We start from the raw sequence: 13,534 nt of genomic DNA on the forward strand, positions 1-13,534 counted from the left end.
AGCGGGGTCGGTGTTAGTCCAGCGGGTCGGGGAAGCCGACGAATCGCGTCGGGATAGCGGCGTCGCCGCGCGAGAGCGCGAGGCCCTCCCACGGCAGGGTGCCGCGCGCCGCGGCGTGCAGGGTGCGGGCCTGCTCCAGGCTGCCGTGCTGCTCGTCGTACTCGGGGAGGCGCTTGCCGCCGCGCACCATCGGCACCACGATCTCGTGGTAATCCAGGTTGGGCTTGCGGGTGATCTCCGCGTCGAGCGGGTAAACGATCTCGGCGACAGCGACGCCAGACGCGCGGTAGCCGCGCAGCGCCGTCTTCGCACCGCCGTAGGTCTGCTTGCCCGACGAGCGCTTCGCCACCGGGTGGCCCTCCACCTCGACGAGCTTGTACACCAGCCCGGCAGTGGGGGCGCCGGATCCGGTGACCACGGAGGTGCCCACGCCGAACCCGTCGACCGGGTCGCCGCGCAACCCGGCGATGGCGAACTCGTCGAGGTCGGAGGAGACGATGATGCGGGTGTTGAACGCGCCGACCTTGTCCAGCTGCTGGCGCACGCGGCGCGACACGATGCCCAGATCGCCCGAGTCGATGCGCACCGCGCCGAGCTCCGTGCCAGCGACCTCGATGGCGTTGGCCACGCCCTTGGTGATGTCGAAGGTGTCCACCAACAGCGTGGTATCCACGCCCAGCCGGTCAATCTGTGCCTTGAACGCCGCTTTCTCGTCCGGCTTGCCGTCCTCGTCCACGTGCAGCAGCGTCCAGGAGTGCGCGGCGGTGCCTGACGGCGGGATGCCGTAGCGCAGCGAGGCCTCCATATTGGAGGTGGCCTCGAACCCGGCGATGTAGGCGGCGCGGGCGGCGGTCACGGCGGACTGCTCGTGGGTGCGGCGCGAGCCCATCTCAATGATCGGGCGGCCGTCCGCAGCCGAGACCATGCGGGAGGCGGCGGAGGCGACAGCGGAGTCCGAGTTCAGGATGGAGAGGATGACGGTTTCCAGGATGACGCACTCGGCGAAGGTGCCACGCAGCGTCATGATGGGGGAGTAGGGGAAGTAGATGTCGCCTTCGCGGTAGCCGTCGATGTCGCCCGAGAACCGGTAGTTGGCCAAGTAGTCCTTGGCCTCGTCGGACAGGAAGTCGGCCGAGTCGATCTGGTCTTGCGTGAAGCGGAACTTCTCCACCGCGTCGATCACGCGCGAGGTGCCGGCGACCACGCCGTAGCGGCGCTCGCCGGGTAGGCGCCGGGTAAACACCTCGAACGCGCATTGGCGGTGTGCGGTGCCGTCCTGCAGTGCGGCGTCGAGCATGGTGAGCTCGTACATGTCGGTCAGAAACGCTGTGGAGTCCGGCGTGGAGTTCGTCATGGTCTTACAGACTACGCCTTGGTTGCGCGCGGGTCGCGTTTATTTGCGCGGGCACTGCTCCGCGCGCCTTCCCATCACTACCTCGCGACTACCCCGCAAACGCCACGACGACCCACACATCGCCGCGCCCGTAGGCCACGCCGATGCCCACGTCGCGGTGGCGATCATCCAGCAGCACCTCCATGTGCTCAGGCGAGTGGGTGAACAGCTCGAAGAACTCATAACCGGAGGCCTGCTCTACCGGGAGGTGGGCGGAGACCTGCGCGGTCTTCTCGCCGGCATCCAGCGGTGGCTGCTCACCGGTGACCGCGTTGCCCTCTGCTTGGGCTTGGGCGGTGCGCTGCAAGTCGGGGTCGAGGCTGACTGGGGGCAGCGTGTCGTCGATACGCAACTGGGCGACGGCGGTAAAGAAGTCGGAGCGGATCTCCTCGAGCTGCTGCCCGGTGTCAAAGTCGGGATCGACGTAGCTGTCGCCGCGCCCGTCCGCGTGCGAGGAGCCGTCGGAGTGCTGAGCGCTGACCACGGTGAGAGCGACCGCGCTGACGATACCGAGGACGGCGAGCACGGCACGCAGCAACTGCTCGGTGGAGACAGGCAGCTCCTGGAGGCTGGGGATGTTCCGCATGGGCCCTGATCCTAGCAACCTCCCGGGGCACACGTGCGGGAAACAACCGGTAGGCTGGTCCGCATGAATTGCGAATTCACGCGCCAGGACATGAGCCCGGAAGCGAGTTCAGCCGCGAGCCGAGTGCCGCAAATGAGCTCGCCGATGGCTACCCCGGACCTTGAGGAGGACCTGAAGGTTGAGGTCGCGGCTGGAGAGAACCTGCCATGGATGTGCATTGTGTGGGACGACCCGGTCAACCTGATGAGCTACGTCACCTACGTGTTCCAGACGGTGCTGGGCTACGACCGCAAGCGCGCGAACGAGCTGATGATGCAGGTACACACCGAGGGTAAGGCCGTGGTCTCCTCTGGTGAGAAGGACAAGGTCGAGGGCGACGTGAAGAAGCTGCACACCGCCGGCCTGTGGGCGACGATGCAGCAGGCGGGGTAGAGCTATGCAACCGTGGCGTAAGAAGAAAGGCCTGATGCGCTCAGGCGTGAAGTTCACTACCAAGTTCGATCCGTTGGAGCGCGAGGTGATCGGCGACCTCACCGCGACCGTGTCGGAGGCGCTCATCTCGCGCGCACAGTCCGCGCCAAAGGACGAGTTTGCAGAGATGGTCGGCATGTCCACGGGCCACACCGAGGCCCCAGAGGACCCGAAGCTCGCCCGCCTGCTGCCCAATTTCGAGCGCGAGGGCGACGAGGAGTTCGACGGCGACAACGGCCTGCTCCGCAGCCTGCACGAGAACGACATCATCCGCGCGAAGCTGATGAACATGCAGGTGATCAATGACGTGCTGGGTCCCAACGGTGGCGTGGAGGTGAGCATCGACGAGCAGGAGGCCCACCAGTTCGTCGCCGCGCTCAATGACATGCGCCTCTACGTGTCCGCGGATGATCGCGGCGGCGAGGGCCAGGCACAGGACCGCGAGCGCCTCATGGAGTGGCTCGCGTTCTGCCAGGACTCCCTCGTCGAGGTGCTCTGCGAGTAAGCGGATGCTTGTCGACGCCACCGCGGCCCCAATCCTCCCCGCGGCCCACCTCTCCTTGGGCGACACCGGTGTGACCGCGTTCGTCGCCGCCGACCCGCGCGGGATGCGCGCCGCCGTCGACGTGCGCGGCGGCGGGCCGGGCACCCGCGAGACCGACCTGCTCGCCCCACACAACACGGTCGAGCGAGTCCACGCCATCCTGCTGTGCGGCGGTTCCGCGTTCGGCTTGGCCGCCGCCGATGGCGCGATGCGCGAGCTGGAGTCGCGCGGGCGGGGGTTCCCAGTCTTCGGCGAGGGCGTGCCTGGCCCGCGCGTGCCCATCGTCCCCGCAGCCGTCATTTTCGACCTAGCCGTCGGTGATCCGTCGCACCGCCCAACTGCGAGTGACGGGGCCGCAGCCGTGGCCGCCGCGCTAGAGAGCGCCGCGGGCGAACCGTTGGCGTCGGGCAGCGTCGGTGCCGGCTGCGGCGCGACCGCCGGCGTCCTGCGCGGCGGGTTCGGCATCGCGTCCCGCGCGGTGGAACTTCCCGGGGCGCGCAGGCGCGCGACGGTGACCGCCGCGGTGGTAGTAAACCCGGTGGGCTCCGTGGTTGACCCCGCGACGGGGCTGCTGTTTGGCGATGCCTCGAAACCCGCCGTGGACCTCGAGCGGTACCGCACCCTGCAGCGGCCCGCCCCTGGCAGCGGCGCGCCGGACCCGCGGCTGAACACCACCATCGGCGTGGTGGCCACCGACGTGGACCTCCCGGTGCCGCAGCTGCAGCGCCTGGCCATGACGGGGCACGACGGCATCGCCCGCGCGATCCGCCCCGCCCACTCGCCGCTGGACGGCGACACCCTCTTCGCCGTCTCCGCCCCGAAAGATGATGGTCAAGACGCGGGTGGGCAGGGCGACGCCGGTCAGCCGCTGGCACCGGAAGCGCTCGCGCACCTTGGCGGTGCCGCGGCGGACGCGGTGGAGGCAGCGATCGTGGATGCGGTGTGCAGCGCCACGGGCGGTTTCGGGGTGACGGCGTGGTCGGACGTGGCTGCTGGTGGGCGTCGATAAGCGTGCTCAGCGCGCCGGGGGGCGCCCCGGCTACACTTATTAGCGATGACACACAATCCTTACGGAACCAGCGGCCCGACCCCACCCAGTAGCCCGTACCAGGGCGCGGGCTGGGGCTACGGCCCGACCCACCAGCCCGGCTACGGCAAGCCGTTCCAGCGGCCGTTCTCGCACCCTGAGACGCAGCTGCCCGCGTTCCCAGACGGCGTGCAGCCGGAAGATAAACGGACCAAGCGCAAGAAGCAGCGGCGCACGGGGTTCACGTTTGCCATCGGCTACCTGGTGGTGATCTGGGCGGTGTTCCTGCTCAACGAGGGGCTGTTCGGAGGGCTCCTGCAGTACTGGGGCATCCACCCGCTCGACCTGGTGAGCATCTGGCACATTTTCACCGCCCCGCTGCTGCACGCCAACCTCGAGCACATCGTGGGTAACTCGGTCACCGGCGCGATTTTCGCGTTCCTCATCGGTTACTCGGGCAAGCGCGTCTTCTGGGAGGTCACGACGTTTGCCACGGTATTCAGCGGGCTGGGCACCTGGCTGTTCGGCGGGATTGGTACCAACCACCTCGGCGCCTCGGGCGTCATTTACGGCTGGCTGATCTACCTGCTGGTGCGCGGCATCTTCAACCGATCCGGGACACAGATCGCGCTGGGCCTCGTGCTCGCGTTCTTCTACTCCGGGCTGATCCTGGGCGTGCTGCCGGGCACGCCCGGCGTGAGCTGGCAGGCGCACCTCTTCGGCGCCATCGGCGGATTTTTCGCCGGCATGATCATCACCTCGGACGACCCGCCGGAGCTGGTGGCCAAGCGCGAGGCGAAGAAAGCTCGGAAACAGGCGGGCTACTAGCGCGGCGACACGGGTGGCACAATGGCACCCATGGAACAGCACAGTGGGAGTAGCAACGGAACCAGCGGGGGAAATACGGCCCCGATCGGCATCTTCGACTCCGGTGTGGGAGGACTGACCGTCGCGCGCGCCGTGATGGATCAGCTGCCCGATGAAGCAATCACCTACATCGGCGATACGGCCCACAGTCCGTACGGTCCGCAGCCGATCGCAGACGTGCGCGCGCACGCACGGCGCATCGGCGACCAGCTCGTAGACCAGGGCTGCAAGATGCTCGTCATTGCCTGCAACACCGCCACCGCCGCATTCCTGCACGATGCGCGCGAGCGGTACGACATCCCCGTCATCGAGGTCATCCAGCCCGCCGTGCGCCGCGCGATCGCGACGACGCGGAACAACAAGGTGGGCGTCATCGGCACCGCGGGCACCATTAAGTCGGGGGCGTACCAGGACCTCTTCTCGCTCAAGTCCGATTTGCAGGTCACTGCGGCGGCGTGCCCGGCCTTTGTGGAGTTTGTGGAGCGCGGTATTACCTCCGGCCGCCAGATCCTCGGCGTGGCGCAGGGGTACCTCGAACCGCTGCAGGCCGCAGGCGTGGACACTCTGGTGCTGGGCTGCACGCATTACCCGCTGCTCTCGGGCGTGATTCAGCTGGCCATCGGCGAACAGGTCACGCTTGTCTCTTCGGCGGAGGAGACGTCGAAGGACGTGCTGCGCGTGCTCACGGAGCGCGACATGCTCGCCCCGCCGCAGTCCGAGAGCGGCCGCGCGCCCGAGCGGGTGTTTGCGTCGACGGGCGACCCGGCGGTGTTCGACCGGCTGGCCGCGCGCTTCCTGGGGCCGCAGGTGCGGGCAGTGGGGGAGCAAAACTTGGGGGCTGTGGGGCGTCGATAAGCAAAAATGCCCCGAAGTTTAGAATTCCCCGCAGATTCGTGGCACAGTAAGCGCATGAAGTTGACCATCCTCGGCTGCTCCGGGAGCCTGGCCGCGCCAGGCAACCCCGGCTCCTCCTACGTGGTGAGCGCGCCCGGGCACAGCGACATTCTGTTGGATTTCGGCCCCGGCGCCCTCGCCGCCATGCAGGAACACTTCGACCCGGCGGACGCGCACGTGTGCTTCAGCCACCTGCACGCGGACCACTGCTCCGACATCGCCTCGCTGCTGGTGTGGCGCCGCTACCACCCGGAAAAGCCGGCGGCGTCGCGCCACCGCATGTTCGGCCCGAGCTACACGCCGGAGCATGTCGGCCGGATGAGCGCGGACGGCCCGGGCCAGATCGACGACATCGCCGACACCTTCGACTTCGCGCCGTGGCGCGCCGGGCAGGCGGAAACCCTCGGCGGGGTGACCGTGACACCGTTCGAGGTCGTGCACCCGGCTGCGGAGTCGCACGCGCTGCGCATCGAGGACGGCTCGCGCGCAATCGCCTATTCCGGGGATAGCGCGTGGACGCCCACGCTTATCGACGCCGCCCGCAACGCCGACCTCTTCCTCTGCGAAGCTGCCTGGGGCCCGACCTCGGAGGGGATGGCGCCGGGGATGCACCTTTCCGGCACAGAGGCCGGTCGGATCGCCCGCGAGGCTGGGGTGAAGACGCTGGTGCTCGTGCACATCCAGCCGTGGACTAGCACGCAGGCCACGCTCGAGGCTGCGCGCGCCGAGTTTGATGGCGAGATCGTGGTCGGCTCCGCGGGGGACGTCTTCGAGCTGTAGGGCGCGCGGCGTGCGTTAGGCTGGGGCGCATGACTGATTTCAAACGCGCAGACGGCCGCGGACTCAACGAGATGCGCCCGGTGCGCATCACTCGCGGCTTTACTTCCAACCCAGCTGGCAGCGTGCTTGTCGAGTTTGGCAACACCCGCGTGATGTGCACCGCCTCCGTGGAGGAGGGCGTGCCGCGCTTTAAGCGGGATTCCGGCGAAGGCTGGCTCACCGCTGAGTACGCGATGCTGCCCTCGGCGACGCACGACCGCATGCCGCGCGAATCCATGAAGGGCAAGGTCAAGGGCCGCACCCACGAGATTTCCCGCCTGGTGGGCCGCTCTCTGCGCGCTGCGGTGGACCTGTCCGAGCTGGGCGAAAACACCATCCAACTCGATTGCGATGTGCTGCAGGCCGATGGCGGGACGCGCACCGCGTCCATCACGGGCGCATACGTAGCACTGGCGGACGCAATCGAGGTGCTCAAGGAGCGCGGCGTGGTCCCGGGTGAGCCGCTGCTCAAGCCGGTTGCGGCGGTGTCCGTTGGCATTATCGACGGCCGCGTGAGCCTCGACCTGCCGTACGAGGAAGACTCCCGCGCGGAGGTTGACCTCAACGTGGTGATGCAGGAAGGCGGCAACTTCGTGGAGATCCAGGGCACCGGCGAGCACGGCCTCTTCGGCCGCAGCGAGCTCAACGAGATGCTCGATGTTGCCGAGGTCGGGCTCAACGAGCTCATCGGCGCCCAGAAGGCGGCCTTGGGATGGTAAAAGTCCTCGTCGCTTCGAACAACCCCGGGAAGCTCCGCGAGCTTGAATCGGTGCTGCGCGAGCTGGACATCGCCGGTGTTGAGCTGGTGTCGCTGCGCGACGTCGAGCCCTACCCGGAGCCGAAAGAGGACGGGCTGACCTTTGAGGACAACGCGCTGATCAAGGCTCGCGCCGGCGCCGCGCGCACCGGGTTGCCCTGCGTCGCCGACGACTCTGGCCTTGCCGTCACTGCGCTCAATGGGATGCCTGGCGTGCTCTCCGCGCGTTGGTCCGGTGACCACGACGCAGACGACGTCGACGCCGCGAACAACCGGTTGTTGCTCGCACAGATGCAGGACATCGAGCTTCGCGACGCCGCGTTTATCTCCTGCTGCGCCCTCGTCACCCCCGCCGGCGACGAGTTCACGGCGACGGGCCGCTGGCCGGGCCAGCTGCTCCGCGAGCCGCAGGGCGAGGGCGGATTCGGCTACGACCCGCTGTTCGCCCCGGACGACGCGCAGCCAGCTGACGCGACGCGTCCGGTCTCCTCGGCGGAGTTGACGCCAGAGGAGAAGAACGCCCGGTCGCACCGTGGACAGGCGCTGCGTGCGCTCGCCCCGGACATCGCGCGCCTGCTGGGATAGGCCAGTTTGGTTAGGGTAGTGGCATGAAGAAAACGATTGCACTCTCAGCCACTGTCATGATCGCCGGAACCGCGCTCGTCGGCTGCGGCTCGTCCTCCGATTGGGACGGCTCCTGGTCCGGCGACGTCACCTCCACGGACGCCAGCCAGCCAGGCGGCGCCGCTACCCTCACCATCGACGGCGGTGACTGCCACTGGGAGCTCACCGAGCCGGACGGCCAAACCAACGACGCCCGGTGCGAGCAGGACGACGAGGAGTTTAAGCTCGCCGATCCGCTTTCGGGGCGCGACCTGGAGTACAAGGGCAAGATCAACGGCGACACGCTGACGTTGAGCCCGGATAATGACCGCGCCGAGGACATCGGCGTGATGGTCCTGACCCGGGCTGGGGAAGAGAAGTAGTAGGTGTGGGGCGCGTACCGGCGCCCATCCGCCCTTGCTAGCCGAGCTGGAAGGTCTTGGTGACTTCCTTGCGTCGCTTCGCTTCGACGATGAAGGACATGAACGGCACGATGCCGGAAATCGCGGTGAGCACCCACGTCACCGATGACCAGCGGGCCTTAAGCCCCAGGTTCAGCGAGGCGACGAGGAAGAACATAAACGCGAAGCCGTGGACGCGAGCCACCCACGAGAGCAGGGACACGTCCATGTCCAGGCCGTACTGCATCACCATGCGGGTGATGAGCAGGAGGAAAAGTACGCCCGTGATCCACGCCGTGATGGAGAAGAGGTGCAGCGCGGTGCGCACGCGGCGCTGACGCTCCGGGTGGATCTTCGGGGTGGCGGCGGGGGATTGCTCGGTCATGCGTCCTTCTCCTCGGAATTGGGCTGGTGCGGGGTTTGCCTGCGCGGCGTGAGCCTGTCGTTGTACTCGTGGACGTCCATCTGCGGCCGCGATGGGAGGAAGTCCTCGTCGATAGTTCTTGGCTGCGATGGGTCCGCACCGTACTTGGCCAGGTCCGCCTCGTACAGGCTGTCCATTTGCTCGCCGGCGTTCATCGCGTCGATCTTCTCGTTTTCCATACGGATGCCCGCGCGGTAGGCGTAAACAAAAAACGCCCCGAAGAACGGCCACTGGAGGGCGTACCCAAGGTTTTGGAACGTGCCCGTGCCGGACTGAAAGCGGGTCCACTGCCACCACGCCAGCAGGCAGCAGGTGATGACGGCGGCGATGAGCAGCAGGATATGCCACGCGCGCACCTTCACGCGGGAGCGCTTCTCCGGTGCAGGGGCCTCTGTTTCGCCGAACTCACTCACAAGCGGACAGTTTACCAACTCCGCACCCGCAACCAAACTAAAGTTTGATGGGGTGAGTGGGGGCTTGCCGGTTTCGGGCGGACGCGCCGCGCCGTGTAGCATGATGGGCACCGCGCCCGTGGCGGAATTGGCAGACGCGCTGGATTTAGGTTCCAGTGTCTACGGACGTGAGAGTTCAAGTCTCTCCGGGCGCACACGAGAAAGCACCTGGGGCATCAACGCCCCAGGTGCTTTGTGCTCGCGCGTGTTCCGGCAGCTTTAGAGGTGCTCGATGGCGAACTCAGCCTGCTCGCGGGTGAAGTGCTCGGGCCCTTCGGTCAGGGCCTTGGTGAGCTCGCTGCGGCTCGTGCCGTCTTCTTCCATCTGCTGCGCTACCTGAAGGGCGAGCTGGTTGAAGTCCGCGTCGAGGTGGTCGACGGCGTAGCTCGCGGTTTCACGGTCGAAACCATCAGTGTCGCGCAGCAGGGTGTACAGGTTTTCCTCAGACATCGCCTGACCGTTCAGGTGTACCTCCGCGGCCTTGAGCGCCTCCGCCTGCGCGCCCGTGGCGTTGGCGCCGGCCGTAGCATTGGCGCTCACGCGGGTGTCCGTCGCCGGGGCGGTCTCGTCATCGTTGTCGCTGAGCAGCAACCAGCCGAGGAGCCCGAAGCCGATGAGGGCGAGGACGACTACGGTCGCCCACTGGGCGGTGGTGGAGCGGGGACGCGCGTCCGCTTCGTCGTCGTGCGCGCCGTGCAGCGGGTACGGGCTGGCCGGGCGTGCGGCACCAGCGGTGTCGTCGGCATGGGAATCGCTGGGATTAATCGGACTAGACATGAGGCCTCACTTCGTCGCGGCGGGTCAACGCCGCATCAAATCGGTGGGGGACAAAATTTCACTGATATGACCATTATGCCTGTGTGTGGCGTGAATAAGCAAAAAGTTCCCGCGAAACACGGCGAAGATCACACCTGGAGCGGTTCGCCCGGGGCTTCAACGTCTTTACATATCCGCTTAAATATCCCAGTCGCGCAGGATCCGATCGACATGCCCCGAGGCACGGACGTTGTACTTGGCCTCCTCGATGGTGCCGGTGCCGTCCTCAGCCACGTTGACCAGGAAGGTGGAGCGGATGACACCCTCCGTCACCTTGCCGTACATCTTCTTCTCCCCAAACGCGCCGTACGCGATGAGGGTGTCCTTCGATTCATTACCAAGCAACTCGATGCCCAGATCGTGCTTCGCACGGAAGTCTGCGAGTTTGTCGGTGGGGTCCGGGCTGATGCCCAGCACTGTAACGGAGGCGTTGTTGAAGTCCTCGAGCTTTTCCGTGAAGTCGCACGCTTCGGTCGTGCAGCCCGGGGTGTTCGCCCGCGGGTAGAAGTACACGATGACGCGCTTTCCGGCGAAATCTGACAGGGAGACCTGCTCGCCCTTGTCGTTGGTCAGGGTGAACGCTGGGGCGGTGTCGCCCTTTTCCAGTCTGATCTGATCATTCATACTTCACCGTTTTACACGTTTTACACTACTGTGGTCACAAGAACCGACAAACGAGTACAACGTAGGAGAATTGAACGTGGCACGAGACATTCACGACATTGAGCGCGACATCTCCCGCACCCGCAGCCAACTTGCCAGCACCCTGGACGAGCTCGCGGATCGCGCGAACCCGTCCACCCTCGCGGGGGGCGCGAAGGACGGCGCTCTGGAGTGGCTGAAGGACGAGACGGTGCAGAAGGTCCTCGCCGGCATCGGCGTCGGTATCGCCGCGCTCGTCGGCATCAAGGTGCTCAACGGCCGCAAGCGTAAGAAGGAGCTCAACGAGCTGCAGAAGCTGCTGTCGCGCAACTAGCGCCCGACCGCTTCGGAACAACGAAAAACCGTCCACACCACCGATTGGTGGGTGGACGGTTTTTGCTGCTCTGTAGCTACGCCAAGCGCCCCAGCGTTAGGCGATCTCCGCCCCAGCGTCCATCATCTCCTGGAGGGCCCGGGCCCCCGCCGCGTCATCGACGGGGGCAACCATGCCGCGCAGCACCCGGACCTTGAAGCCCCGACTCAGCGCGTCGAGTACCGTGGCGCGAACGCAGTGGTCCGTGGCGATGCCGCACACATCGAGCTCGTTGATGTCGTGCTCGCGCAGCCAATCGCCCAGCAGCATGCCGTTGTCGTCGTGGCCCTCGAAGCCGGAGTACGCGGCCGAGTGCTCGCCCTTGCGGAAGAAGTGGCCGATCAGCGAGGTGTCGATGGGCCCGCGAATCTGCGCGCCGTAGGTGTCCGCGACGCAGTGTGGCGGCCACGAATCCTGGAAATCGGGGTTCTCGGAGAAGTGCTCGCCCGGGTCGATGTGCCAATCCTGGGTGGCAATGATGTGCGTGTACTCGCGCGTCCGGTTGTCCTCGGTGCTGAGGAACTGGGCAATTTTCGACGCTACCTCATCCCCACGAGCCGTTGCGAGCGGTCCGCCGGGGCAGAAGTCATTTTGGACGTCTACAAGCAGGAGTGCCGTATTCATAGTAGCAACCTTAATTGATTCTCAGGCGACAGGCAAATGTATGCGCATTTTGTTTCAGGAAAGCGGGAGACGCGCTAAATCTGCAGGATATAAAAAGGGTGACCTATTCCTGTATTAAGAAAGCTTCTCAGGTTTGTGGGTCTGGGGAGGGGATGTGCGGGATTGTTGTGGGTGATACGTTCTAGGGGCTAACGTACCGAAAGAGAAACCCCCTCGCGGAGTACCATCCGGTATCTCCGCGAGGGGGTGAACTGTGCGCCATCAGGGAATCGAACCCCGAACCCACTGATTAAGAGTCAGTTGCTCTACCAATTGAGCTAATGGCGCGTATTTTGTTTTTCTCTCTGTCGCTCTCGGCGACGTTGAAAACAATAACACCTTTCCTTGCGGGGGGTGAAATCGCCAGGTCACGAGCCTTTTTGTAGTGTTCAAATTGTAATCTATTTGAAGTGAAAAGAAGTAGCGTTTGGGTGCTTTTGGCAGATAGGGTAATTGCAATGCACAACGCGATATTGGAGGTAGGAAAGCGTTCATGTGTGTAGGGAAAGTGGTGCGCCGGGCAGCTGGCGTCGTTGCAGCGGCCGCAATGGCCACCACGCTGGTGTCGTGCACGATCGGTGAGACGAACGAGGCTGAAACACAGCACGTTGCCAAGACCGAGGAGCAGGAAGCGGCAGAGGAGCCGAAGCCGGATCCGCCGGAATTCTCTTTCGACGACGGTGCTGAAGATGCTGAGCCTGGTGAGCCCGTCACCGTCACCTCGAATGAGGGGCTGTCGTCTGTGGTGATGACCAACGAGGACGGCAAGGTTGTCAAGGCGAAGATGAACGATGAGAAGACTGAATGGGAAACGGTGGAGCCGCTCGGTTACGGTCGCACGTACACCGTCAAGGCTGAAGATGCTGCGGGCCAGAAGGTGAAGCAGAGTTTTACCACGGTGGTTCCGGCGGCTGAGACCAACGTGTACCTGGGTCCCCTTGACGGTGACAACGTCGGTGTGGGGCAAGCAATCACGTTCCGCTTCGACGTGCCGATTCAGGACACGAAGGCCGTTGAGGAGCTCATCGACGTGGAGACCTCCAACGACACCGAGGGTGGATTTTTCTGGCTCGATCCCTACGAGCTGCGCTGGCGTCCGAAGGAACTGTGGGAGCCTGGCACCGAGGTCACTGTCGCTGCCAACGTCTACGGCAAGGATATGGGCGGCGGGGTCTACGGCGTCGAAGACGTCGAGCACAGCTTTACCATTGGTGACAAGGTTGAGGCTGTGGTGGACAACGCAGATAAAACGCTGAAGTTCTACCGCAATGACGAGCTGGTGAAGTCCTTCCCGGTGTCGCTCGGCAGCGATAACTCGCGTGATACGCCAAACGGCACCTACATTGTGGGCGACATGCACAACTCGTTGGTGATGGATTCGCGCACCTACGGTCTCGGCCTCGGGCAGGGTGGCTACGTCACGCCGGTGTCGTACGCGACCCAGCTGTCCTACTCCGGCATCTACCTCCATGCCGCGCCGTGGGCGATGTGGGCGCTCGGCAACACGAACCAATCGCACGGTTGCATTAACGCGTCTATGGCGGACGCGCAGTGGTTCCAGGAGAATGTGAAGCGCGGCGATGTGGTGACTGTGCAGAACACATACGGTGGCACCCTCACGCCGTACGACGGGCTCGGCTACTGGAACATGGACTGGGAGATGCGCTCGGGCGGAACCGAGGATCCCAATGCGTAAGGCTGGTGGCGCGTAGGCGTCGACAAGCGATCTGCTCCAGGCACTAATTGTGCTTGGAGCTTCTTTATTTACCTTTTCGCTCATCAGGCCTGGCGTTTTATTGTCA

General features: G+C 65.3%; 18 protein-coding genes and 2 tRNA genes. 12 read left to right on the forward strand and 8 right to left on the reverse strand.

What is annotated here, in order from left to right; genetic code table 11:
* Positions 1 to 13: 13 nt before the first annotated feature.
* On the reverse strand, positions 14 to 1,354 hold the full coding sequence (locus tag FPH17_RS06150; protein WP_154879194.1) for a nicotinate phosphoribosyltransferase: 1,341 nt from the start codon (positions 1,352 to 1,354) through the stop codon (positions 14 to 16).
* Between the two features lie 88 nt (positions 1,355 to 1,442).
* Positions 1,443 to 1,979 (reverse strand): CAP domain-containing protein, encoded by a 537-nt coding sequence (locus FPH17_RS06155; RefSeq protein WP_154879197.1) that lies wholly within the window; start codon positions 1,977 to 1,979, stop codon positions 1,443 to 1,445.
* 90 nt (positions 1,980 to 2,069) lie between these two features.
* Between FPH17_RS06155 and clpS the strand changes: the two genes are divergently transcribed.
* The 9 genes from clpS to FPH17_RS06200 are packed head-to-tail and all read left to right on the forward strand — an operon-like array spanning position 2,070 to position 8,344.
* Positions 2,070 to 2,411: an ATP-dependent Clp protease adapter ClpS gene (gene clpS / locus FPH17_RS06160; protein ID WP_095275565.1), complete on the forward strand. Its 342-nt coding sequence runs from the start codon at positions 2,070 to 2,072 to the stop codon at positions 2,409 to 2,411.
* A 4-nt stretch (positions 2,412 to 2,415) separates the two neighbouring features.
* On the forward strand, positions 2,416 to 2,955 hold the full coding sequence (locus FPH17_RS06165; RefSeq protein WP_154879207.1) for a DUF2017 domain-containing protein: 540 nt from the start codon (positions 2,416 to 2,418) through the stop codon (positions 2,953 to 2,955).
* Between the two features lie 4 nt (positions 2,956 to 2,959).
* Complete coding sequence (locus tag FPH17_RS06170; RefSeq protein ID WP_154879209.1) at positions 2,960 to 4,003, forward strand: P1 family peptidase; 1,044 nt, start codon at positions 2,960 to 2,962, stop codon at positions 4,001 to 4,003.
* A gap of 45 nt (positions 4,004 to 4,048) precedes the next feature.
* Complete coding sequence (locus FPH17_RS06175; RefSeq protein ID WP_154879211.1) at positions 4,049 to 4,849, forward strand: rhomboid family intramembrane serine protease; 801 nt, start codon at positions 4,049 to 4,051, stop codon at positions 4,847 to 4,849.
* A gap of 30 nt (positions 4,850 to 4,879) precedes the next feature.
* Positions 4,880 to 5,743, forward strand: coding sequence for a glutamate racemase (murI, locus tag FPH17_RS06180; RefSeq protein ID WP_154879213.1), 864 nt, complete (start codon positions 4,880 to 4,882; stop codon positions 5,741 to 5,743).
* A gap of 54 nt (positions 5,744 to 5,797) precedes the next feature.
* The gene (locus tag FPH17_RS06185) at positions 5,798 to 6,562 is read left to right on the forward strand and encodes an MBL fold metallo-hydrolase (protein WP_154879215.1); all 765 of its coding nucleotides are present in this window, start codon (positions 5,798 to 5,800) and stop codon (positions 6,560 to 6,562) included.
* Positions 6,563 to 6,591: 29 nt separating this feature from the next.
* Positions 6,592 to 7,320, forward strand: a complete 729-nt coding sequence (gene rph, locus FPH17_RS06190) for a ribonuclease PH (RefSeq protein WP_095275373.1) — start codon at positions 6,592 to 6,594, stop codon at positions 7,318 to 7,320.
* Positions 7,314 to 7,943: an RdgB/HAM1 family non-canonical purine NTP pyrophosphatase gene (gene rdgB / locus FPH17_RS06195; RefSeq protein ID WP_154879217.1), complete on the forward strand. Its 630-nt coding sequence runs from the start codon at positions 7,314 to 7,316 to the stop codon at positions 7,941 to 7,943. The genes rph and rdgB overlap by 7 nt, the downstream gene beginning before the upstream one ends.
* A gap of 23 nt (positions 7,944 to 7,966) precedes the next feature.
* The gene (locus tag FPH17_RS06200; protein WP_095547451.1) at positions 7,967 to 8,344 is read left to right on the forward strand and encodes a hypothetical protein; all 378 of its coding nucleotides are present in this window, start codon (positions 7,967 to 7,969) and stop codon (positions 8,342 to 8,344) included.
* A 37-nt stretch (positions 8,345 to 8,381) separates the two neighbouring features.
* Here the strand turns inward: FPH17_RS06200 and FPH17_RS06205 are convergent, their stop codons facing one another.
* A complete protein-coding gene (locus FPH17_RS06205; RefSeq protein ID WP_095547450.1) occupies positions 8,382 to 8,747 on the reverse strand; it encodes a DUF3817 domain-containing protein in 366 nt (121 codons plus the stop codon).
* A complete protein-coding gene (locus tag FPH17_RS06210; RefSeq protein ID WP_244213401.1) occupies positions 8,744 to 9,199 on the reverse strand; it encodes a hypothetical protein in 456 nt (151 codons plus the stop codon). The genes FPH17_RS06205 and FPH17_RS06210 overlap by 4 nt, the downstream gene beginning before the upstream one ends.
* 112 nt (positions 9,200 to 9,311) lie before the next feature.
* Here FPH17_RS06210 and FPH17_RS06215 point away from each other — a divergent pair.
* Positions 9,312 to 9,393, forward strand: a tRNA-Leu gene (locus FPH17_RS06215).
* 64 nt (positions 9,394 to 9,457) lie between these two features.
* Here the strand turns inward: FPH17_RS06215 and FPH17_RS06220 are convergent.
* Both FPH17_RS06220 and FPH17_RS06225 read right to left on the reverse strand, forming a co-directional pair.
* Positions 9,458 to 10,015, reverse strand: coding sequence for an Ltp family lipoprotein (locus FPH17_RS06220; RefSeq protein ID WP_154879219.1), 558 nt, complete (start codon positions 10,013 to 10,015; stop codon positions 9,458 to 9,460).
* A 177-nt stretch (positions 10,016 to 10,192) separates the two neighbouring features.
* Complete coding sequence (locus tag FPH17_RS06225) at positions 10,193 to 10,678, reverse strand: peroxiredoxin (RefSeq protein WP_095535362.1); 486 nt, start codon at positions 10,676 to 10,678, stop codon at positions 10,193 to 10,195.
* 76 nt (positions 10,679 to 10,754) lie between these two features.
* On the opposite strand from FPH17_RS06225, the gene FPH17_RS06230 reads away from it, so the two are divergent.
* Positions 10,755 to 11,030, forward strand: a complete 276-nt coding sequence (locus FPH17_RS06230; RefSeq protein ID WP_095535501.1) for a DUF3618 domain-containing protein — start codon at positions 10,755 to 10,757, stop codon at positions 11,028 to 11,030.
* Positions 11,031 to 11,126: 96 nt separating this feature from the next.
* Here FPH17_RS06230 and FPH17_RS06235 read toward each other — a convergent pair whose 3' ends face one another.
* Positions 11,127 to 11,693, reverse strand: a complete 567-nt coding sequence (locus FPH17_RS06235; RefSeq protein WP_154879221.1) for an isochorismatase family protein — start codon at positions 11,691 to 11,693, stop codon at positions 11,127 to 11,129.
* Positions 11,694 to 11,947: 254 nt separating this feature from the next.
* A tRNA-Lys gene (locus tag FPH17_RS06240) sits at positions 11,948 to 12,020 on the reverse strand.
* A 205-nt stretch (positions 12,021 to 12,225) separates the two neighbouring features.
* Between FPH17_RS06240 and FPH17_RS06245 the strand changes: the two genes are divergently transcribed.
* Positions 12,226 to 13,428 (forward strand): L,D-transpeptidase, encoded by a 1,203-nt coding sequence (locus FPH17_RS06245; protein ID WP_154879223.1) that lies wholly within the window; start codon positions 12,226 to 12,228, stop codon positions 13,426 to 13,428.
* Positions 13,429 to 13,534 lie beyond the last annotated feature (106 nt).

The sequence above is a fragment of the Corynebacterium gottingense genome, assembly GCF_007559235.1.
Classification (GTDB): Bacteria; Actinomycetota; Actinomycetes; order Mycobacteriales; family Mycobacteriaceae; genus Corynebacterium; species Corynebacterium gottingense.